This window comes from Shinella sp. 20P9.1.1 (assembly GCF_057798995.1).
The window spans coordinates 11,968-33,790 of record NZ_JBYOLC010000012.1 but is presented as its reverse complement, the minus strand read 5'-3'; the positions used below and the strand labels follow the sequence as shown (position 1 = coordinate 33,790).

Below are 21,823 nucleotides of genomic sequence, written 5' to 3'. Positions count from 1 at the left end.
CGATCAGGCCGCCAAATCAAGCAGGGAGCCCAGCCCTTCAGTTGTATCGAGAGCGGAACCCGAGAACTCGACTGAGCTGAAATCATCTTCGCCGATGAATGCCACTTCGCCCGAGGGGGAAACCTCGACTTGCGGCAGATACAGCACCCGCGGAAGCGAATTTGCACCGACATCGCGAACCCAGAGTTCGAGGGGAATCTGCGAATCCGCACCGATCTTCGCTTTCATGCGGGCACCTTCGGCGATGGCGGCCTTGGTGTAACCCCAAGCGATCTCATCGTCTTCGGTAACGCCAACTGGATGCTCAAGAATCTCGAACGCTCCAAACATTTGATCGATCAAAAAGCGAACGTCATCTGTGGTATCGATGCGGCCGACTCCCTTTTCCACACCCATGCATCGAATTCCCGCCGGGGCAGTGACAGTAGATCAGCAGCGCAGCAGAATACGGATTTGAGGAAGTCATAGTCGTCTTCCAGGACGCCGACGCGTTTGGCGAAGGTCCTAACGTGGCGGTCGACAGCGATCGAATCCGCGCCGACCAGGCACCCCATGTAGTCCACTGTCTTGGGGCCGACACCCCGCACGGCCCGTACCGCGGTGACGAACAATGCATCGGATAGGGCGTCCTTGAGGTCCGATATGCGCTCGACCGAGTTGTTGAAAAGGAAGGTCACCAGGTCGTCGAAACGCCCGACCTTCTCGGGATGCTTCCAGTTCAGGAAAACGGACGTCTGCCCCATGCCGACAAGCTCAAACACCGAGGAGGTCCGATTGAGATCGGGGTAAAGATTGAGGATCGCCTTGATCCGTGGCAGCACGACGGATTTGTAGTTCAATCCGGCCTGTAGAACCGAGTCGGCGACGAGCGCTCCCATATGGTCGTAGGCGGGCCGAATTTCCTGCCTTTCGGCATCCGCGCCCAATTCCTTCGCGTAATCAGCGACACGACGGGCAGCGACCAGCATTTGTACCGTCGACGACTGCATTATCCAACCTTTGACCTCGAGTGCGAAAGACCGGCGTCCTCTAGCGCATGAAGGCGCTCAACACAATTCGGACAAGCGCCACACGGAAATTGGCTCGCGGCCTGACAGGAGTAGGTCCTACCGATCGGTACGCCGAGGCGGATGGCGGCTTCGGCCACGTCGGCCTTCGACGAGTAGCGGAAGGGCGAGGTGAAGCGTACGGGGCCGATGTTGTCGATCAAGCCAACGAGCTTGTTCATGAACTCGGAGGTGCAATCGATTTCCTTGGCGTGGTTGCTGTTGATGAAACCCGTGTACACCTCGAGGATGCCCACCGTCTGGGCTCGCGCCGCTGCGGCAGCAAAAAACAGCATGGTGCGGTATGGAACGTAGAGGTCGTCATCCTTCACATCATCCGTCCAGAGGTTAGCCTCTTTGATGAGCAACGACGACGAGCCTCTGAAGATGTCGGAAATGTCGAACCGTTCCGGTTTGCGCATCTGCGGCGGCAGGACCTCGTTCACGCGGGTCCATTCTATCTCGACGCAGTGCTGGCCGTAGTCGAAGAACACCGGATGTACGTCGATCCCCTGCCGATCGAGGTCGTAGGCGACCGTCGTCGAGTCCAAGCCGCCGGAGGCGAGCAACAAAGCGCTTTTCACGATCTTCCTACCCACAGTTTGGAAACGATCTCGAACAATGCGTTCAGGCTGAGGTCCAAGTCATCAGAGTAACCCGTGCTTCCACCGGCGACCATGGTGTTGTTGTTTTCCTGGCGAGGGTCGAACGTGATGACGGGCTTGCGGAGCGCCATCGCCATTCCGATTTCGACAAGCGTGCCCGGATCGCGTTCCAAGGGTACGGCGAAGACCACGGCGCAGTCGTCCAGCAATGCGACGTCTTTCGCGAATGTCTGCCGCAGTACAGAAGGCGAGCTTCCTAGAGGAAGTTCCCCGTTCTCCTGAACCGGGCGGCGAACGCTGAAGTTATGGTACTTCAGGGCGTCGACCGCCCTGTCGACCTCGGGCTTGCTGATGTACGAGAAGTCCGGGGCGGCGAGGTATATCTGGAATTGAGGCCTTTCATGCCATGGCAGGAACGTGCCTCCAAGGCCCCTATACTCGTCGGTGGAGAGCTTCAGCTCCCTTGCGACATCCCGCCGGAAGTCGTCGGGGTACGTGGTCTGCGAATAGCAGGTTGCCGCCCTAGCACCCCGCCATGCCGCGTCCTCCCAGCCGAGATCGCTGAAACCCACCATCGCCGCGGAATAGACGTCGCCCACGCCCACGGAGTTGATCGTCGTCGAAAGAATGGCAGGGATCGCTTCTATTGTCCCGGTTCGCAGATTGAACAGTCTGCTCCCGCCGCGGTTCTCCTTCAGGAGGAAGGCCTCAGCTCCGATCTTGTGAACGGCATCGACCATCGGCGTGACGTCTTCGGCCCCGCTTTTCATGAAAAAGGGTGACGACGTCGATATGATGACGCTTCCCAACCGGTCGCCAAGCCCTTCGAGCATGGAAAAATCTTCAGCGTCATAGGCGATATCGAAGCTTAAGCGGGCTCTGTCGGAGAAGAGGCCGGCGATCTCACGGAAATCGTAGGAGCCCGGAAAAACCAGAATGTCTTCGTAGGACCTGAGGCTGTCACCGATCGCAAAGAGTTTTACGGACTTTTGGTCGCGCAGCAGGTCTTCGTAGCCCTGATCGGAGACTTCCGTGACATCGCCGATGATCATGACATTCGGAGAGCCCAAGACGTCCCCCAGCCAGACAAGGTCCTTGCAGCCATGCTCCGCGAGGAAGGCGCGGGCATCCTCGACAAGGTAGGCGGGGCAAATGGCGGCCACCGCATAGGGAATTCCGCATGCCCAAAGACCCCGCGCCGCGTGGGCGACGCCGCCAAGACGCAGTTTGGACGGTAGGCCGCTTTGCGCGGACGTATAGTCGACGATCAGTTCGCCGACCAGGAGGACCGGGTTGACCCTTCCCACGTTCATCGAGCCGTGAAGTCTGCGGACACCTGGGGAAACGGCGATAGCGTCGACGCGGTGACGACGCCGACGTAATCGTTGCCGTCCTTCATGCACCCAGCCAGATAGCTATACGGCGTCGGCAAAGCTCCCACTCGGACGCCCTCGGCGGTCACCGCGAAAATTCGGACGTCGTGCACCAGCGTCAATATCGTGTTGACTACAGGCACAGCACCTGTGGTCGCGTAGAAATCGCACTGGGCGACTTCTTCCAAATCGCATGAGAAGGCCTGACGGCATCGGTCGTTGCCGCTGGTGCCTCCTGTGCCATCGGTGTTTTTGGAACCGGAATAATCGGAGAAGCGGCTTGATCCCGTACTACCCATGTCGAAACTTTCATCGCTGGCTGGATTGCAATGAACCGCAACCTGAAGTGATTCTTCAGTCTTCGCAATCGTCTTATGCGGCAGCAGGGGTCACCCACGATTCCACCCGCGGTGGTCAGCTCGCTGCTCGGGTAAGCCACTGCTACTTTTTGGACATCCCACTCCCATCTTTCGCTGCTTCGGCAGACCCATACTGGCCGAAGTCAAACGCTGCGCAGGTCCCCCGTCCCCATGTCACTAAACTAGCGTTTCTCGGCCCTACGTTGGTGATGGAGCGGTCTGGCGTCTCGAGTGGGTGCGTTCCAAACTATGATGTGCGGGCGGAAAGGAAATCTACCTAATCAACTCCGGGGAGCTTCAAATATGACACTTGAATAATTCCCTTATGTTCACTATATGTTCTTATGGAAAAGCTACATAGAGGGCAATTTTTCTACGGTTGCGCCGCTTCCATGTCCGGCGTCCCGGCTGACGGCGTTGTAAGTCGGGTAACCTTAAAGTTGGGGAGAGTGTAAACAGCCGTCGCCAACGCTATTTGGTCTTGGCGAAGGATCGGTGTAGGGTGCTAGGAGGATTGCGACCGTGGGGAAGTGCGGTTTTACAGCGTAAAGGAAATGGCTTTGGTCGGTCCGAACAATGCACCTCGTGATGCCAAAGTGATGGTTTTCCGGAAGGACGAAACCCTCGACCGTCTGGCCGACGGATTCAATGTCGCCCAGTTCGTCAGCTTCGCTCCCGGTTCGGAAGGCCCGACGCTCCAGTTCAATCGTATGGCTGGCCTCGAGGCCAACGCGCCTTTCGGTTCGGTGATAGAAGCGGTTGAGGCGTTGTTTGCTCGCAGTGCGGAGGGAACTGTGAACGTTCGTAGCTTCAGTGTGCATCAGATGCAGAGCCGTGAATTCATCTACGGCGTTGAGACAGTGGAGAAGGCTGTCGATGCGATAAAGCGGTTCTCGAAGGAGGGTGCGTTCTCGATCGTCAACGAAACCATCGATGTTTCCGACGGTGGCGTTTCAGGCGTCGTGATGGGCGATGTCGTCGAGTTCCGGCCGGACACGACGCCGCGCGGCGTCGAGCAGCCCGGTTTCGCGACCCTTCCGACGGAATGGGCCGTCCGTCTGTTCAAGATGGTCTACGGTGCTGACGTGAATTTCGACAAGGCGAGCGCTGGCCGTCTAGAATTCAGCGTGCATCCCAGGCCACGGGGTTGGAAAAAAGACAACGTCGTATTCTGGGAATACTCCGACGAGGTTCCGTCCATCCTGCCCGGCAAGCCGAACTGGCCCAACGACTTCAGCCGGATGATCGGCGACAAGGCATATGGCCTTCTCGTAGCGGACATCATCGGAACGCGCGTACCCAGGACGACGGTAGTCGGCAGGCGTGTCGCGCCGTTTTCCTTTGGCCGCGACACCGGTCACAACGAGGTCTGGATCAGGACAAGTCCCCGGGAGCAGGTTCCGGGCAAGTTCACCACGGCTCAAGGTTGGAGGGACCCGTTCCGTCTTCTTCAGGACGAGGACCCCGACGGCACTGCGATCTCGTCTATCCTGGCTCAGAACGGCGTCCCCGCCGTCTGGTCGGGTGCCGCTATCGAAAGTGCTTCGGGCGAGCTCATTGTCGAAGGCGTGAAGGGCACGGGCGACCGATTGATGGTCGGTGAGGTCGATGCCGAAGCGCTTCCTGCGCACGTCGTAACCGCGGTCGGCGACTTGCACGCCGAGGTTCGCGCGATCATAGGACCCACCAGGTTCGAGTGGGTCCACGACGGAAACGACGTGTGGATCGTCCAGTTGCACAGTGGCGGCAGCGTCACCGATGGGGATTACATCGTTCCGGGCGAAGCGGAAGAGTGGGTACATTTTGAAGTATCGGCAGGCCTTGAGGCACTCCGGACGCTGCTCGCCAGGCTTGAGCCAGGTAACGGGGTTATCCTTGACCGTAGAATCGGGCTTACTAGCCATTTCGCCGACGTGTTGCGAAAGGCGGGGGTTCCGGCACGCTTTGGAGCCCGGTAGCCTGAAATCGTCCGGCCATGAAAACGGGGCGTAAACCAATTCTGCGCATGCTCGTTAAGGGTAGTCGGCAGCGCTTACACAGGAGGTATACTATGGCATATGAAGCCGTTCGGGAGGCGCGCCGCGCCGCTGAAGTGAACCAGGACCGTGTCCGGGAAGCTGTTCGTCTGGGTCTTGAGCTCAAGCGCGAATCCGAGGCGCGCAAGGAAGCCCAGCAGGCCCAAGCTCAGGCGCAAGCGCAGGGTCGTTGATAGTGCGATCCATGATGTATACCGGGGAAGACCGCCAGAGACAGAACGGTGAAATCGAGAACGAAGAGCCGTGGCGGCCACCGTTCATCCGGGACTACGGGCGCATCATCCACAGCGCCTCTTTCAGGCGACTGCAGGGAAAGACCCAGGTTTTCCCGGGGCATGAGTCTGATTTCTTCAGAAATCGGCTGACGCATTCCCTCGAAGTCGCTCAGATAGCCGAGGGGATCGCTGATCGCCTGAATCACATGTTCAAGGAGAAGCTCGACGAGCGGTTTATCGACAGCCGTCTATGCGCTGCGGCGGCCCTAGTGCATGACATCGGGCATCCTCCGTTCGGCCATAACGGCGAACGAGCGCTCGACGCTAAAATGAAAGACTTCGGAGGCTTCGAGGGCAACGCCCAGACCTTGCGGATTCTCGCTCGTCTCGAGAAGAAGGTGAAGTACGAGAGGCCCGTCGATGATGACCTGCGGGCGGGCTTGAATCTGTGCTTCCGAACCCTGGCGGCGATCCTCAAATACGACAGGGAAATACCGCTCAAGCGAGCCAAAGACGCCAAGCTGGTGAAGGGTTACTATAAGTCGGAAGCCACTATCGTAGCCGAGATCAAGAGCAAGGTCCTTGGTGGCAAAACCATGCCGCCGCAGGCGAAATTCAAGACCATCGAATGCGCGATCATGGATATCGCTGACGATATCGCCTATTCAGTCTATGACATGGAAGACAGCCTCAAAGCTGGGTTCCTCACGCCGGCGACTATCCTTGCGACTGACGAAGACTTGCTGAATCGCGTCGCGAAAGAAGTGAACGAGCAGATCAAGGACGACATCGGCGAAACTATCGATAGCTCGCGTGTTCGGGCGACCTTTGTCGAAATTTTCAGCGATATTTTCGCGACAGGACGTAAGGATGCCGACGGACGTCTGGAAGAAGGCGATATCTCGAACTTCATCACCGCAATCCAGGCTTCTCAGGACCTGAATGCCGACAGCGCCAAGCGGACTCGGCTTTCGTCGGAACTCGTTCACGAGTTCATCAATGGTGTCGAGCTCGTCGTCGACGACGAATTTCCAGCATTGTCGAAGGTTTCTCTGACGAAGGGAATCCGTATCAAGGTCGAGGTACTCAAGCAATACACCTACATGTCCACGATTTATTCGAACCGTGTCAAGCTCGGTGAGTATCGAGGCACAGAACTGGTGACGGATATCTTCAACGCGCTCGAGAAGAAGAATGGCCATCTCCTGATGCCTGACGATGTCAGGAGACAGGTGCAGGATGCAGGAGACGACGACGCACTCAAGGCCCGCCATATCTGCGACTTCATCGCCGGGATGACAGATCGATATGCTATCGAGTTCTGGGCGCGACTTCGTTCGGATTCGGCCGAAAGCATTTTCAAGCCGATCTAGGTCGCTCAGACAAGAACCTATCTTGGAACTCCTATCCGGCAAGGGTACCCATGGCGGCAATCACCCGCGCAATGGCGGCGGCTATTCGTGAAAACATGATGTCCCTCCCTGTGTTGTCAGGTGATCGTGGTCCTGGGCCAAGCAAACAACAAAAAATGGCGGAGCCGAAGCTCTGCCTGTTGGTTATGGGATGGCCCGCCCTTCCGAAGACATCGAGTATGATGTCGTTCTCTTGAAGGGAAGGAGCCGAGCCATGCAGATTTCCATACTGGGTATCGACATCGGAAAGAACAGCTGCAGCGTCGTTGGTGTAGATGACCACGGCGCAGTGGTTGTCCGTCGAACGATGCGGCGACAGACATTGATCGAATTCGTCGAGAAGCTACCAACCTGCATTATTGCGATGGAGGCCTGCTGTGGTGCTCACCATCTTGGCCGGCTCTTTATCGTGAGAGGTCATGAGGTTCGGCTGATGTCGCCGGAATACGCCCGTCCGTATGTAAAGGCGCAGAAGAATGACGACAGAGATGCCGAGGGCATTGCCGAGGCGGCATCTCGCCCGACGATGCGGTTTGTCGAACTAAAGAGCCAAGAGCAGTTGGATATCCAGACGTTGCATCGGGTTCGATCACGGCTGGTTGCGGAGCGAACGGCCTTGATCAATCAGCTGCGTGCCGTTCTTCTTGAGAGAGGTGTCATATTCGCCGCAGGCCGCGTGAAGTTCGAGAGCGCTCTGGACGGTCTCCTTGCCGAAGCTGATGAGGTCCTGTCTGCGCGTATCCGCAGCCTGGTCATCGAATTGCGGGACGAATGGCGAAATGCTTGACAAGAAGATCGGGGCGCTGAACGCAGAGTTCGTAGCACTCTCCAGGCAGAACAGCGCGATGCGCCGCCTGACATCGATTCCCGGCATCGGCGTGCTCAACGCCACGGCACTTGTTGCCGCGATTGGTGACGCCGGCAGTTTTAAGCATGCCCGAGATCTCGGAGCATGGCTGGGGCTTGTGCCACGACAGTTCACCACCGGAGGCAAGGCACGTCTGCTTGGGATAACAAAGCGCGGCAACACCTACCTGCGAACCTTGCTGGTCCACGGCGCTCGAGCGGCAATGCACACGCTCAGTCAAAGTGACACGCTAATCGGGCAATGGCTCCGGACGATGTTGTCCCGAGGCGTCCAGCGCAATGTCGCGATCGTGGCCTTGGCAAACAAGCTCGCGCGTATCGCCTGGGTGGTGTTGCGCAAAGGACAGCCCTATGAGCGGGCCTATGGTATAGCTGTAATCTGAGTTATTGGCTGCCGGGAGCGCAGCCTACGATGTTTGCGAGTGGAATAGAGATGGCCTGACAGTTGATCGGCGTTCAGATAGCCCAGGCGTGGAAATGGTTCATTGAAACCGTGTTGGTTATCGTGGCTCTGGACGTGCGGATATCCATCTTGGCTACGGCCTGACCGTAAGACCGAATACGTTGAAGCAGACTGCACAGGAAGTCAAAAAACAGCTTGCAAACAGGGCGGGCCATACGTTTCCACGCGGAACTGAGCCGGTTTTTCCACCGAGAAGTGAGCCACCTCTGAGTATGGTTTTCTGATCAGGGTTTGGTCAAGTGATTGGCCTTTTCTCCTCTCTTCTGTGCGGCTGCAGCCGAGCTGGCTTCAAACCTCGTCCTTCAGCGTTTCCTTCTGGGTGATCAAACGCGCAGAGTGGTGTCCGGAAACAAAAGCCCATAACCAACTAAGCGCAACTGCCATTCTACTCCTCGTCCCGATTAGGAAGTAGATATGGGCGAGCCCCCATATCCACCAGGCTAGCCATCCCTTGAGGCGAACCCTACCGAAATCGATGACCGCCGAACTCGGGCCGATCGTAGCCAGATTGCCGAGGTGCCTGTACTTAAACGCAGCCGGCGCGACGCGTTGATGACGCCGCGCCTTGATAGCGGCGGCTACGTATGTACCCTGCTGTTTGGCCGCGGGGGCAACTCCGGGAACAGGGGTTCCACCTTCGGTTTTGACGGAAGCCGTGTCTCCGACGACAAAAATTTCCGGGTGCCCTTTAACGGTGAGGTCCGGTTCCACGATCGCCCTGCCCGCTCTGTCTTTCTCCGCACCCACCCATGTCGCGGCGTTGGAGGCCTGAACCCCCGCAGCCCAGATCACCATCCGGCTCGGAACGAATTCGTTTCCGATCGAGATGCCCTCCTCATTGCACGCAGTCACAGGTTGCCCCGTCCGCACCTCCACGCCCATTTTGGTAAGAGAACGCTCGGCGTATTCCGACAGCGTTTCCGCGAAAACCGGGAGGACACGCGGGCCTGCCTCGACGAGCAAAATCCGGGCCGATTTGGTGTCGATGCTTCTGAATTCCTCGACAAGGGCTCTGTGGGCCAGCTCCGCGATGATACCGGCCATTTCCACACCCGTCGGCCCTGCTCCGATAATGCAGAACGTCAGCATGGCCCGTCGGATTTCGGGGTCCGTTTCAAGTTCAGCCTTCTCGAACGCCAAGAGAAGACGTCGCCGTATCGTTGTCGCGTCCTCGAGAGCCTTGAGTCCCGGAGCGAAAGGCTCCCATTCATCGCGCCCGAAATATGCATGACGTGCTCCGGTGGCAAGAACGAGCGTATCATACGGAATGCGGTGCCCATCCTTGAGTGAAACGAAGCGCTCCTCCGTATCCACGCCAACGACCTCCCCGAGCAGGGTCGAAACGTCCTTTCGACCGCGGAACACCGCCCGAATGGGCCACGCGATCTCAGACGTTGCGAGAACAGTGGTGGCGACTTGGTAGAGCAGCGGCTGGAACAGATGGTGGTTACGCCTGTCGATGATCGTGATCGAAGTATCAGGACATTTGAGGTCCTTGGCCAGTTGAAGGCCCGCGAAGCCGCCGCCCACGATAACTACCCGATGCTCAGCCATACTATCCCTCATCCAAAGTTCTAAAAAAACGCGCTCCAAACGGAGCGCGTTCCTCGGAATCTGACAATCCGCTAGCTCAGTCGCTGACGCGCCCGTTGACGATGATCGACGGAGGGCTGACCAAAAGCGGAAGGAGAGGCTCGAGCACCCGCTTCACGTTCGGATGCTCGCCGTGTCCCGCGGCGGCGGCGGCGTCTGCCCAGCCGTCGAGGATGAAGAACGAGTTCGGATCATCGGTGCGTTGGTACAGATCGTAGTACAGGCAGCCAGCCTCCTCGCGCGCGGGCCCGATGAACTCTTGAAGAAGTTCCTGGACGCGGTCCCGGCTCTGCGTCGTTGTCTTGAATTCGACGATGAGGTGTTGTTCCTCAGCCTTGTTGGAAGTCATGCAAACTGGCTCCTAATTGAACACGATAACTGGTTTGATCACCCGTCCCGCTTCAGCGTCGGCGATCGCCTCGTTGATTTTCTCGAACGGATACTTGGTGATGAGCTTCTGGAAGGGGAAAAGACCGGCTTGGTTGAGCTCGACCATCTGCGGAATGAAGAGCTGCGGGATTTGATCGCCAAGGATCGCACCCTGGATTTTGCGGTTGAATACCATGAGGTCCAAGGGAATCGGAATATCCTTGCCAAGTGCGTCGAGGCCGAGCAGGACCACATGGCCACCGGCCCTAGTGCATTTAATTGAGTTCAGGATGACGGGGATAATCCCGACGGCATCGATGGCGAAGTCGGCACCACCACCCGTCAGCGCGTGAATCTGCTCCACGACGTTGGTGTCTTTCCCGTTGATCGTGTGGGTAGCACCAAGCTCCTTGGCCATATCGAGACGTTGCTGGTTCAGGTCGATGATGATGATCTTGCTGCAACGGCGGACCTTCGCAGCCATGACGGCGGCCATGCCGACCGCTCCAGCCCCGAACACGGCGATCGTCGATCCGATCTCCGGCTTCATCGCATTGATGACCGTGCCAGCGCCGGTCGCCATGCCGCAGCCCAGTGGCGCGGCGTTCGTGAGATCGAAGTTCTCCTTGGGCAGAAGCGCGGCGTTGTTCTCGGTCGCCAAAATATGCGTCGCGAAGGATGACTGGCCGACGAAATTGCTGCCGATCCCCACCTCGTCGCAAAGCAGCGCCTTCTTCCCGTTGGGGCGAAGTCCGGTGAGATTATACTGGGTGTAGTTCTGGCAGTTCATGGGGTGCGAGCGACGGCAATCGGCACAGAAGCCACATGAACTCTGGCTGAGAGCGACGTGATCGCCGACCTTGAGGCTCTGAACATCGGTACCGATCGCTTGAACGATACCCACCCCTTCGTGGCCCGGAATGACCGGTGCCGGTGGGCCGAAGATGCCATCGCGCAGAAGAAGGTCGGTGTGGCAGATGCCCGTCGCGACAGTACGAACGAGAATCTCGTTGCCTTCCGGATCGGCGAGTTCCAGTTCGCGAAACTCCAGCGGGGCCTTTGGCTTGACGGCAACCGCCGCAGTGATCTTCACCATTTTCTTCTCCTGCGTTCTCCCGCGACTGCGGCGGGAATGACTTGACCGACCGAACCCGGTCGAACTCAGACTCGCCCGGTGCGCGATCCGTAGATGATCGCGGCAAGCGCGATGATCCCGCCCTGAACAATGAGCTTTCCGGGCTCCTGAATGCCGAAGACCGTCAGCATGGCGAACAGGAAGCTGAACGCGACCACGGCGACGAACGGTCCTGCGACGCCGCCCCTGTCCACACCGAAAGTGACGCCGCCGAGGATGGTCGCGGCGAGCGCATTCATGAAGGTGTCGAAGCCGGGCTTGATCGTGCCGACGGCGAGCGCCGAGACTTGAACCAGGGCCGCGATGCCGGTCAGCGTGCCAGCGAGCGTGTGGGATACGAAGATCGTGCGCGCGAGCGGGATGCCCGTGGTTTCGGCAGCTCGCGGATTGTCGCCGACGGCGCGGAAATAGCGGCCTACGATGAGGAATCGGAACGCCAGCGCAACAAACACGGATATTCCGATCCAGACAATGACGGAGTACGAGAGCCCATGGATATTGCCGCTGGTCAGCACGCGAAGCCAGTTCGGCGTCGATCCCGGCGCACGCCCCGCACTCATGTACTGCACGATACCGATGAGGATCGCCGAGACGCTGAGCGTCGAGATGACCGCTGACGCGCGGATGTACGCGACGAGAACGCCATTGATCAGGCCGACAGCCAGACCGACGACGATCGGCATCAGTACGGTCACATACGGCGGATAGTTGTTCAGAAAGCCCGAGCTGGCCAAGTAGATCGCGAATGCGAACACGCCACTGACCGAAAGATCAATCGAACGCACGCGCATGACCAGGGACTGCGCCAGCACCGCTATGCCCAATGGAGCGGATTGCTTGAGGATCACGAACCAGTAGTTCGGGTTGATGAGCGTCGCGCTGACCGCCGGGGCGACCGCTATGAGGATCGCGAGGACGTAATAGGCCGGCGGCAGGCCGAGTATCCACGAAATGGTACGCTTGACGTTGAAGGTGCGCGATGGCGTCCCGGCTTTCGTGTCTGTCGTTGTCATCGAGAAGTCCATCTCTTTCAAAGTCCGATTGTTTTGCGACGCTGCGAAACGACGAGCACGAGGAGCAGCAGACCCTTGACGACCGACTGGAGGTAGGCCGACACATTGGCGAGGTTCATCACGTTGTTGACGATGCCGAGAATGGCCGCTCCAACGACGGTCCCGAGAATGCTGCCGATACCCCCTGCGAGATGGACGCCACCCAGCGCCGCGGCTGTGACGGACTCGATGCCGAACGTCGCGCCGCCCTTGGGGTCACCCGAGGCAAGTCGCCCCGCAAGGAACATTCCGGCGGCGCACGCGAAGAGTGCCGACAGCATATAAGCCTTGATAACCGTGCGCTCCACGGGAACGCCGTTCATGCGGGCGTTGAAGTCGTTGCCGCCGGAAGCGAAGAGATAGAGACCGAACGGTCTGCGGTAGAGAATCCATGCCGCGGCGCAGGATGCGGCGATCAGCCAGAAAAGCGAATTGGGTATCGGGCCGATCGATCCAGCTACAGACGCGGACAACCATTCGGGAACGCGGCCTCCGGGAATTGGGAGGATGATGAGGGCCAGTCCCTGGCCGATACCCATCGTCGCCAGCGTCATGATGATCGGGTGGACGTTCAGTCGCGCCACCCCGTACCCGTTCGCCAGGCCGAACGCCGCCGCCACCGCGATACAGAGCAGGACCCGGACGATGTCGGGAAGGTCGAGTGTCATGATCGTGGTCGTGATGCTGATGATCGATCCGACCGAGACATCTAGCCCACCCGTCAGGATGACGAACGTCTGCCCGAGCGCCGAGATGACAAGAACGGTGGACTGGGCGAGCAGGTTCGTAAGGTTCTCGGGAGCGAGGAAGCCCGGAAGGAAGATGACCGATGCGATCAGCATGACAAGCAACGTGCCGATCGAAAGACGGATCGCGCCGGCCCGATACGGGGTCTTGAGAAAGTTCGTGACTGTGTTCATGGATTCCTCCTCAATGAACCGCTGCGCGCGGATCGGCCGCGGAGCTGGAACCGAGCGCGGTTCCAAGGATGCTTTCCTCGGTGGCGTCCGCAGCGGGCATCTGGCCGACGATCTTCCGGTCGTGGACGACCAAAATATTGTCACAGAGACCGATGAGCTCCACATGTTCGCGGGATGAGACGATCACAGCACCACCGCGGTCGCTGAAATCGCGGAGCAGTCGATAGATTTCCGCCTTCGCCCCAACATCAACGCCACGTGTCGGCTCTTCGATGACCAGAATATCGACTCCGGACAGAAGCCAGCGGCCGAGCAGGACCTTCTGCTGGTTGCCGCCTGAGAGCTTCCCGACGGGAGCGCTCGGATCGGCTGCTGCGACGCGTAGGGACTTGATGACTTCGCGAACCTTCGAAACGGACCGCCAGGCGACGCTCGCCATGTTGCGGTTGAGCTGTTTCCCAAGCGCGATGTTGTCGTAAATCGGCAACCGCAGGAAAAGGCCCTCCTGCTTCCGGTCTTCGGGTATGAAGCCGATCCCCGACGCGATGGCGTTCGAGAAGCCAGACGATACGTTTACATCGGTCATATTGGCATCACTGCCCCGGCGGCGAACCTTCACGGTCCTTGCGGTCTCGACCCCGACGATAGCACGCACGATCTCGCGCTGGCCCTGCCCTTCGAGGCCAGCCAGTCCGATGATCTCGCCTTTCCGCACGGCGAAGCCGACTGTCGAGCCGTCGTCGTGGAGCTTGAGCTCGGATACCTCGAGCATGGGATCGCCAGTCTCGCGAGAACGGGGCGGGAAAAAGCTCTGGAGTTCCCGGCCAACCATGGTGGTGACCAGCGAATGCAGATTGAAGTCGTGCGCCTTCGCGGTCTTCACCCATGCCCCGTCCTTCATGACGGTGATTGTGTCGCAGAGTTCGAAAACCTCGTTCATGCGATGCGAGATATAGACGACGGCTTTCCCGTTGGCCTTGAGGTCACGGATGACCTTGAACAGATGGGCCACATCCGTCGAATTCAACGCTGCGGTCGGTTCGTCGAAAATGAAAACATCCGCATTCGACGTCAGGCCCTTGGCGATTTCCACCGCCTGCTGTTGAGCGACGGTCAACGTCTCCACGATCGCGGTGGCGTCGAGTTGCGGAAAGACGTCCGCAAGCAATGCGCTTGAGCGGCGGACGACCTCAGCGCTGTCGATAGAGCCATCCGCGCGCCGAGGTTCATGCCCGAGAAACATGTTCTCGGCGACAGTGAGGTTCGGTATCAGGGTGAATTCCTGGAATACCGTGGACACGCCCGCCATGCGGGCCTCCTTGGGCGAACGGAAATGGACGTCTTCGCCCCTGAGACGGACACTGCCGACAGTGGGCTGGTATACACCCGCGAGGATACGCATCAGCGTTGATTTACCCGCTCCATTCTCGCCCATCAGGGCGTGCACGGAGCCGCGCTCGAGCGAGAACCGCACGTCCGAAAGGACTTTCGTCGCACCGAACGACTTGTTGATACCAACCATCTCGACAAGCATGCTCATGATCATTTCCATTGTCAGGGGAGATGCGGGCGCGGGATGTCCGCGCCCGGCTCGCGTCAGGCCTTGAAATACTCGAGGAGTTTCTCGTTCGGCATTTCGGTCGGTGCCCAGTAAGCGTCGGTTAGATCGGCGCGATAGAACTGCGCGAGGTTTTCATCGACAATTGGCTTGGGACGGTTCGTCCAGTTGCGCTGGATGGGCTTGCCTTCCAGAAGAGCGAACGACGCGCGCAGGGCCGCCGTAGACAGAGCGGGAGGGCAAATCGGCCCGATGGACGAAAGCTTCTCGTCGTTCCAACGGCGCATCCAGCCGTTGAGGGCCTCGCCCGTGATCGGCGGGATCGTGGAAGCCCCCGCTTCCTGGAGAGCATCAAGGACGCCAAGGGACATGTTCGCGCCGTCCGTCCACACGCCCGCGACGTCCGGGTCGGAAAGATAGAGGCTTTCGGCGATCTTCTTGGAGTCCTCGTAGGACCAGCTGCCATGCTGCGTTGATGTGATCTGCAGGCCGGATTTGCTGAAGACTTCCATAGCGCCAGCATACCGGTCGGCGTCGATCGGATGTCCAGCGACGCCGCGCAGCACCCACACCTTGCCCTTGTTACCAAGCTTGTCCACCAGGAACTGCGCCATCACGCGACCGAAATAGAAGTCGTCGCCCTGGACCTGTACCGTGAAGTCTTCCGTATCGACGCGGCCGAGATAAACGACGGTCGGGATTCCTGCAGCCTTGGCTTTGCGGATGCCCTCGACGGCGGAGCCGGTCGTGAGCGGCGCGATGATGATAGCGTCCACCTTCTGCGCGATCAGGTCTTCGATGTCGGCGACCTGCTTGGAGGCGTTAAGATCGGCGCTGCGGAACTGGTAGTCCGCGATGCGCTCCTTGTTCTTCCCGATCTCATACTCAGCTTCGAAGGCGGTCTGGTAGGTATGGGTCGAGCCTGCGAGGCCGTAGTGACTATGGCCGATTTTCCACGGGCCAGACTTGGTGAACTTGCCAGCTTCGACTATCGGGTTGTCGCCTTCCGAAGGCCAGGTATCGGGAAGAAGGCTGATAGCGTCCTGAGCACGAAGAATGCTCGGCACTCCAAAAGTCCCGGCCACGGCCAGCGCGCCGCCAGCCTGCAGGAAAGTACGTCTCTTCATGGAATTCTCCTCCTCAAAACCGCTCCGGGCGGTGGACATTGTCTGCTTTCGCGAGAGCCCCGTCTTCTCCTGCCGTTGCCGGACTCTCCTCAGAACGGCGAAGCGCATTGATACAAATCATCAGACAATCTGTCAATAAACTAAACCTATTAGAATCATTGACACTCCAATATTCGCTTTATCTAGCTGTTTTATATAGATATACATGAATATTAAGAACGGCATCAGTCAATAAGACAATGCCTGCATCGACGCCAACCTCACAGGAGGACCGCCTTGTCCACGCTTGTTATCGCCCGTCACGGCCAGAGTTCGGGCAACGAACGAAACGAATTCACGGGCCACCAGGACGCTCCTCTGACCTCTTTCGGGCGCGAGGAAAGCCGGGCGGCTGGCGTGAGGTTGAGCGCGCTCGGATTGCGCTTCGATCACGCTTTCAGTTCAGGCCTCAGCCGATCGGTCGATACCTGCAGTCTGATTCTGGCCGAGACCAACGGCGATTCCGCCACACCAATCCAGACAGACGCCCTGAACGAGCGGGACTACGGCGAACTGACTGGACTGAACAAGGACGAGGTCCGAGCGAAATGGGGTCATGATCAGGTGCGCATCTGGCGGCGCTCCTATCTCGTTCCGCCGCCGCGCGGAGAGAGTATTCGCGACACCAGCGCCAGGGTTCTTCCGTTCTTTATCTGCGAAGTCCTGCCTCTGCTGCTGAGGGGAGAGAGCGTCCTACTGGTCGCCCACGGAAATTCCTTGAGGACGATATGTCGGGTTATCGAAAGCCTCTCGATCACAGAGATGCTTGCTTTGGAAATTCCGACTGCCGTGCCCACGATCTACACCCTGGCTCGCGACCTCACCCTGACGGAAAAAACGTCCTCCCCGGGAGCGACAACGACCCCGGGGAGGAATTCCCAACGCCTACTGGAAGTCGGTGATGACCACGTAACCGCTCGTTTTGAAGCTATCCATGTCATGCAGAACGGATTCCACGTCTCGCAATGACACCGTCCGACTCACCAACGCAGTCGGGTTGAGCTTCTTCGAAGCCACCAGTCCGAGTAGATCGCCATACTGGCTCTGGGGGTTGCCGAGGCTGCCCCGAATCTCGAGTTCCTTGAGGACAATCATGTCCATCGGAACCGCGACGACGCCTTTTTCCGCTTGCGATGTAAGGCCCACCTGCGAGAGGCGACCACCTTTTCGAAGGGCGTGCAGAGCGCCGTGCACGGTCGCGACGCTGCCGAGGGCGTCGACGGCTAGATCGACCCCCGCGTTGCGTTCGGTGATCGCCCGAACGGCTTCGCCCGTCTTTTCCGGCGACAGCCCCTTTGCGTTCACGACGTCGTGCGCGCCGATCTCCCTGGCCCTCGCGAGTTTCGCGTCGTCGACATCGATAGCGATAACCCTGCCGCCCAAGGATGCCGCGATCTCGATCGCCGCCTGGCCGACCCCGCCGCAGCCGAACACGGCCACGCTCTCGCCGCCGCGCAAGGCTCCCCGGCTCTGGATCGCTCGCCATGCGGTCATGTATCTGCACCCCAGCGCTGCCGCCGTGAGTTCATCGACGCCGTCTGGCAGCGGCACACAATTGAGGTTGGCGTTCGGCGCGCGCATGTATTGTGCCCAGCCACCCGATCCTGGAATCAGATGCGGGACGGCGGCGTTGTCGCAGACATTCTGCTCTCCGCGGGAGCAATGGTGGCAATGGCCGCACGCAAGGTTGAAGGGCACGGTAACCTTCTGCCCAGGACGGACAGACCTGACGTTCGAGCCTACAGCTTCGACGATGCCTCCTATTTCGTGACCGAGGACCGCTCCCGGCTGAAGCTTCATCCCGACCCATTCCCAATCGCCGTTCCACAAATGCCAATCGCTTCTGCAAATCCCAGACGCAACGACACGAACAAGAGCATCGTCCGGCTCAAGCTCCGGGACCTGGACCTCCGCGACGGAAATGCGCCCTCGAACTCCTTCGATCTTGGCTGCTTTCATTGACTGACTCGACCACGCCCTGGGCGCTTTAAACATATGGTTTCCTCCCGATATCAATAGACGGAACGGGTGCTCCGCAGCGAAGATTGCTAGTTTTCGTCAGTCAATCTGTCAACAACAGCACAGAATCAATCAAAGACTGGTGCGACATCCAAGGATATGGCACATACAAATAATTCAAATAAAACAGATATTTAATAAAACTATTAACGACTCACAACGCGATTTTGAACAACGCATGTGTCGTTCGATACAGCTTATCGACAATAATTATTGACTGATTGTCTGTTAATGATCTAGATTCACGCTCGATTTGCGCCACGGCGCATCGGAGGAGCACCTATCCATGAAACAAGCATATGCCGCGATATCGCGCGAGAAGTCGAAACCTCTTGTCCTGGAATGCATCGGCATCGACGAACCGAGGTCTGACGAAATCCTCGTGCGTATCGTCGCGTCGGGTGTCTGCCACACCGACATGGTTGTTCGAGACCAAGGATACGACGTCCCACAGCCCGTAGTCCTCGGCCACGAAGGTTCGGGAATCGTCGAGGTCGTAGGCAGCGACGTCAAGAACCTGATCCCCGGCGACCATGTCGCCCTGAGCTATGCCTACTGCGGAAAATGCGAGAAATGCCTTGGTGGCACTCCGTATTATTGCGAGGATTTCTTTGGCAGAAACTTCCGCGGAACCCGCCCGGACGGCTCCTGCCCGATCCATGATTCCCATGGGACCCAGATCAGCGGTTGCTTCTTCGAACAGTCTTCATTTGCTACCTATGCCATCGCGTCCGAGCGGAACGCCGTCAAGATTTCAAAGGACGTCCCGCTCGAGCTCATCGGACCGTTGGGATGCGGCCTCCAAACAGGCGCAGGCGCGGTCCTCAACTGCCTCAAGCCGCAGAAGGGCTCGTCTATCGCGATTTTCGGCGCAGGCGCTGTGGGGATGGCCGCGGCCATGGCCGCCAAGATCGCCGGGTGCGCCACCATCATCATCGTTGATCTCAACGACGAGCGGCTTGAACTCGCCATCGAACTAGGCGCGACGCACACCGTGAACGCGCGCAAGCTGGACAGCGTGAAAGCCATCAAGGAGATCGTCCCCGCCGGCGTAGACTTCAGCCTTGAGTGCACAAGTTCGCCGAAGGTGTTCCGTCAGGCGGTGGATTGCCTGGGTACCCCCGGAACGTGCGGCCTTGTGGGGTCTTCCGCACTCGGCACCGAAGGCGTCATCGACATCGGCAGCTTTCTGTTCGGCCGTACGCTGGTCGGCGTCGTCGAGGGCCAGAGCATTCCGTCGGAATTCGTTCCGCAGTTGATCGAATACTGGCAACAGGGCCGCTTCCCGTTCGACAAACTTGTCCAGTTCTACGACCTCGACGAAATCAACCAGGCGATGGCCGACTCTGAGAGCGGAAAGGTCATCAAGCCGATCCTGCGTATGAAGCACTGAGGCTTCAATTTTCTACGAACGATTGGTGGTGGCCGCGGCGACGTCGCAGCTTTGAGGATGCTTTTGCACTTGGAGGAGTAGTGGCAAACATGCGTAATGGACTGGAGACGTTCGACTTCGTCGTCGTCGGAGGCGGGACGTCGGGATGTGTCATCACGAACCGTCTGAGCGAGGCAGGTTTCAAGGTATGCCTCCTGGAGGCCGGCCCCAGGGACATCAATCCGATGATCCACATCCCCGCGGGCTACATCAAGAATATCTACAGCAAGAAGCTCACCTGGAACTTCAAGTCCGAACCGAACCCGAGCACCAACAACCGCAGCTTCTCCCTCCCTCAAGGACGTGTGCTCGGGGGATCGAGTTCTATCAACGGTCTCAACTACGTCCGGGGACAAGCGGTCGACTACGATAACTGGGCTGCCGAGGGAAACCCCGGATGGAGCTACGGGGAAATCCTTCCGTATTTCAAGCGCTCGGAGCGACGTGTCGGCGACGCCGACGAGCGATACCGCGGGCGTGACGGCGAACTGCCGATCACCGACCTCGACTGGCACCATCCGGTGAGCGACGCGCTGATCGACGCCGCCGTCGAACTGGGCATTCCGCGCAACCCCGACCACAACGGCGCGAAGCAGGACGGCGCGGGATTCTTTCAACGGACAATCTACAAGGGATTCCGTCACAGCTCGGCGAAAGCGTTCCTCAGCAAGGCGATCAAGCGAGGCAATGTGGACGTCCGCACGAACTGCCAGGCGACATCGATTGTCTTCGAAGGCACGAGGGCGGTCGGGATCAACTACCTGGTGGGCGGGCCGGGCGGCTCCCCGCAGGAAGTCCGCGCGGCGAAGGAGGTCATCCTGACAGCAGGCGCGCTGAACACGCCAAAACTTCTACAGCTTTCAGGTGTCGGACCGTCCGACATTCTCCAACGCGCCGGGATCGGTGTTTTCCATGAACTGGCAGGCGTCGGAAATAACCTCCGCGATCACTATGCCGTCCGCATGGTGGCGAAGGTCAAGGGTTCGAAGACGATAAACGATGTCGCCCACGGGCCCGCCCTGCTCGGACAGATCGCGCGTTGGGCTTTGGGAAGACCCAGTATCCTCGCCGTCAGTCCCTCGCTCGTCCACATCTTCTGGAAATCCGACGCTGCCCTTGCGCGCCCAGACCTTGAGTTCGCATGTGCTCCGGCGAGCTTCCGTGAAGGCGTGGTCGGCCTTCTCGACAAGCATCCGGGACTTACCCTCGGCATCTGGCAGGAACGTCCCGAAAGCCTCGGCACTTGTCATGTGAAATCGTCGAATGTCTTCGAAGCTCCGGTGATCCAGCCGAACTATCTCGCGCACGAGACCGACCAGAAGGCCTTGCTAGGTGGCATGCGGCTCGCCCGCCGACTGTTCCGGTCCCGAGCACTGGATCGATACATCGAGGCGGAGACCTCCCCGGCACCTGCGCTCGAAAGCGATGACGAATTACTCGACTTCGCGCGTCAGAAAGGGACGACAGTCTACCACATGATCGGGACGGCCCGGATGGGACCCCGATCCTCGCCTGGAACCGTCGTGGACGCAGAACTTCGCGTACACGGACTGGCAGGCCTTAGGGTATGCGATGCCTCGATCATGCCTTCTATGCCTTCGGCGAATACAAATGCGTCGACGCTGATGATCGCGGAGAAAGCCGCCGATCTTATCCTGGGAAGAAAGGTGGCCCCAATAGAGACCCGCGAGGAACACGCAGCATGAGGACCGCCGCTAAACAGACGCGGGCCTACTCTATGAGGGTCGTCGAGGTCCTGGACGACGCAACGGCCTCATATTCGGTCTCGGCACAGGCTTGTTTTGAAAACCTTCACGGCGCGGCCAACCGCATGGCGGGTCTGCTGGTGCTGCTTGCCATCACAAAGTCCCGCCATGTCCTCGACATGGATGTCCATCGAGCCGCGGCCGCGCTTGTAAAAGCGGGGAACGACGAGTTTCGTGGTCTCGTTCCGACAGCCCGGTCGCAGCATTTCCACGGCCACCTCGGCAAAGCGTACGGATTGTTGGCCACCGCTATGCAGGACATCGACCGGACGCTTTCAGGGTCCGCAAGTGCCCGCGATCCACTCGCCCCGCTCAGGGAAGGCTGGGAAGAACTCCGGAACGCATCTAAATGCCTGCCGGGGTTCGTGGTCGTCGATTTCGAGCACTCATGCTGCGCGCTTCATCAAACTGTCAACTAAACCGGGATCGGGAGGATA

General features: G+C 59.0%; 19 protein-coding genes and 2 pseudogenes. 8 read left to right on the top strand and 13 right to left on the bottom strand.

The genetic code is table 11. From position 1 onward, the window contains the following. Positions 1-3: 3 nt before the first annotated feature. The 5 genes from AC27VQ_RS19705 to AC27VQ_RS19685 are packed head-to-tail and all read right to left on the bottom strand — an operon-like array spanning position 4 to position 3,323. Positions 4-396, bottom strand: coding sequence for a hypothetical protein (locus tag AC27VQ_RS19705; RefSeq protein ID WP_488717623.1), 393 nt, complete (start codon positions 394-396; stop codon positions 4-6). Beyond that, entirely contained in the window at positions 339-989 is a 651-nt protein-coding gene (locus AC27VQ_RS19700; RefSeq protein ID WP_488717622.1) for a hypothetical protein, read from the bottom strand. The genes AC27VQ_RS19705 and AC27VQ_RS19700 overlap by 58 nt, the downstream gene beginning before the upstream one ends. Then, complete coding sequence (locus tag AC27VQ_RS19695; protein ID WP_488717621.1) at positions 989-1,630, bottom strand: 7-cyano-7-deazaguanine synthase; 642 nt, start codon at positions 1,628-1,630, stop codon at positions 989-991. The genes AC27VQ_RS19700 and AC27VQ_RS19695 overlap by 1 nt, the downstream gene beginning before the upstream one ends. Then, a complete protein-coding gene (locus AC27VQ_RS19690; RefSeq protein ID WP_488717620.1) occupies positions 1,627-2,964 on the bottom strand; it encodes a nucleoside 2-deoxyribosyltransferase in 1,338 nt (445 codons plus the stop codon). The genes AC27VQ_RS19695 and AC27VQ_RS19690 overlap by 4 nt, the downstream gene beginning before the upstream one ends. After that, positions 2,961-3,323 (bottom strand): hypothetical protein, encoded by a 363-nt coding sequence (locus AC27VQ_RS19685; protein ID WP_488717619.1) that lies wholly within the window; start codon positions 3,321-3,323, stop codon positions 2,961-2,963. The genes AC27VQ_RS19690 and AC27VQ_RS19685 overlap by 4 nt, the downstream gene beginning before the upstream one ends. Positions 3,324-3,943: 620 nt before the next feature. Here AC27VQ_RS19685 and AC27VQ_RS19680 point away from each other — a divergent pair. From AC27VQ_RS19680 to AC27VQ_RS19665, 4 genes and pseudogenes are all read left to right on the top strand, one after another. Then, a complete protein-coding gene (locus AC27VQ_RS19680) occupies positions 3,944-5,341 on the top strand; it encodes a hypothetical protein (RefSeq protein ID WP_488717618.1) in 1,398 nt (465 codons plus the stop codon). Positions 5,342-5,433: 92 nt separating this feature from the next. Then, positions 5,434-5,592 carry a hypothetical protein gene (locus AC27VQ_RS19675; RefSeq protein WP_488717617.1) on the top strand — a complete coding sequence of 53 codons (159 nt, stop codon included), beginning with the start codon at positions 5,434-5,436 and terminating at the stop codon, positions 5,590-5,592. Positions 5,593-5,603: 11 nt separating this feature from the next. Further along, the gene (locus tag AC27VQ_RS19670; protein WP_488717616.1) at positions 5,604-7,007 is read left to right on the top strand and encodes an anti-phage deoxyguanosine triphosphatase; all 1,404 of its coding nucleotides are present in this window, start codon (positions 5,604-5,606) and stop codon (positions 7,005-7,007) included. Positions 7,008-7,260: 253 nt separating this feature from the next. Further along, positions 7,261-8,296: pseudogene (locus AC27VQ_RS19665) on the top strand (IS110 family RNA-guided transposase). A gap of 368 nt (positions 8,297-8,664) precedes the next feature. On the opposite strand, the gene AC27VQ_RS19660 reads toward AC27VQ_RS19665, so the two are convergent. The 7 genes from AC27VQ_RS19660 to AC27VQ_RS19630 form a co-directional block, all read right to left on the bottom strand. Continuing rightward, positions 8,665-9,930: an NAD(P)/FAD-dependent oxidoreductase gene (locus AC27VQ_RS19660; RefSeq protein ID WP_488717615.1), complete on the bottom strand. Its 1,266-nt coding sequence runs from the start codon at positions 9,928-9,930 to the stop codon at positions 8,665-8,667. Positions 9,931-10,006: 76 nt separating this feature from the next. Further along, positions 10,007-10,318 carry a putative quinol monooxygenase gene (locus AC27VQ_RS19655; RefSeq protein WP_488717614.1) on the bottom strand — a complete coding sequence of 104 codons (312 nt, stop codon included), beginning with the start codon at positions 10,316-10,318 and terminating at the stop codon, positions 10,007-10,009. Between the two features lie 12 nt (positions 10,319-10,330). Continuing rightward, positions 10,331-11,434 (bottom strand): NAD(P)-dependent alcohol dehydrogenase, encoded by a 1,104-nt coding sequence (locus AC27VQ_RS19650; protein WP_488717613.1) that lies wholly within the window; start codon positions 11,432-11,434, stop codon positions 10,331-10,333. Between the two features lie 65 nt (positions 11,435-11,499). Then, positions 11,500-12,498, bottom strand: a complete 999-nt coding sequence (locus AC27VQ_RS19645) for an ABC transporter permease (protein ID WP_488717612.1) — start codon at positions 12,496-12,498, stop codon at positions 11,500-11,502. 5 nt (positions 12,499-12,503) lie between these two features. After that, positions 12,504-13,445: an ABC transporter permease gene (locus AC27VQ_RS19640; protein WP_488717611.1), complete on the bottom strand. Its 942-nt coding sequence runs from the start codon at positions 13,443-13,445 to the stop codon at positions 12,504-12,506. Positions 13,446-13,455: 10 nt separating this feature from the next. Beyond that, positions 13,456-14,985 (bottom strand): sugar ABC transporter ATP-binding protein, encoded by a 1,530-nt coding sequence (locus AC27VQ_RS19635; protein ID WP_488717610.1) that lies wholly within the window; start codon positions 14,983-14,985, stop codon positions 13,456-13,458. Positions 14,986-15,041: 56 nt separating this feature from the next. Next, a complete protein-coding gene (locus AC27VQ_RS19630; protein ID WP_488717758.1) occupies positions 15,042-16,130 on the bottom strand; it encodes an ABC transporter substrate-binding protein in 1,089 nt (362 codons plus the stop codon). A 276-nt stretch (positions 16,131-16,406) separates the two neighbouring features. On the opposite strand from AC27VQ_RS19630, the pseudogene AC27VQ_RS19625 reads away from it, so the two are divergent. Continuing rightward, positions 16,407-17,006, top strand: a pseudogene (locus AC27VQ_RS19625) (2,3-bisphosphoglycerate-dependent phosphoglycerate mutase); the annotation flags it as partial. 48 nt (positions 17,007-17,054) lie between these two features. Here the strand turns inward: AC27VQ_RS19625 and AC27VQ_RS19620 are convergent. Continuing rightward, complete coding sequence (locus AC27VQ_RS19620; RefSeq protein WP_488717609.1) at positions 17,055-18,128, bottom strand: alcohol dehydrogenase catalytic domain-containing protein; 1,074 nt, start codon at positions 18,126-18,128, stop codon at positions 17,055-17,057. A 346-nt stretch (positions 18,129-18,474) separates the two neighbouring features. Between AC27VQ_RS19620 and AC27VQ_RS19615 the strand changes: the two genes are divergently transcribed. From AC27VQ_RS19615 to AC27VQ_RS19605, 3 genes are all read left to right on the top strand, one after another. Beyond that, a complete protein-coding gene (locus AC27VQ_RS19615; RefSeq protein WP_488717608.1) occupies positions 18,475-19,581 on the top strand; it encodes an NAD(P)-dependent alcohol dehydrogenase in 1,107 nt (368 codons plus the stop codon). A 101-nt stretch (positions 19,582-19,682) separates the two neighbouring features. Beyond that, complete coding sequence (locus AC27VQ_RS19610; RefSeq protein ID WP_488717757.1) at positions 19,683-21,326, top strand: GMC family oxidoreductase; 1,644 nt, start codon at positions 19,683-19,685, stop codon at positions 21,324-21,326. Next, positions 21,323-21,805 (top strand): hypothetical protein, encoded by a 483-nt coding sequence (locus AC27VQ_RS19605; RefSeq protein ID WP_488717607.1) that lies wholly within the window; start codon positions 21,323-21,325, stop codon positions 21,803-21,805. Before AC27VQ_RS19610 ends, AC27VQ_RS19605 begins: the two co-directional genes overlap by 4 nt. The last annotated feature ends 18 nt before the right edge of the window (positions 21,806-21,823 follow it).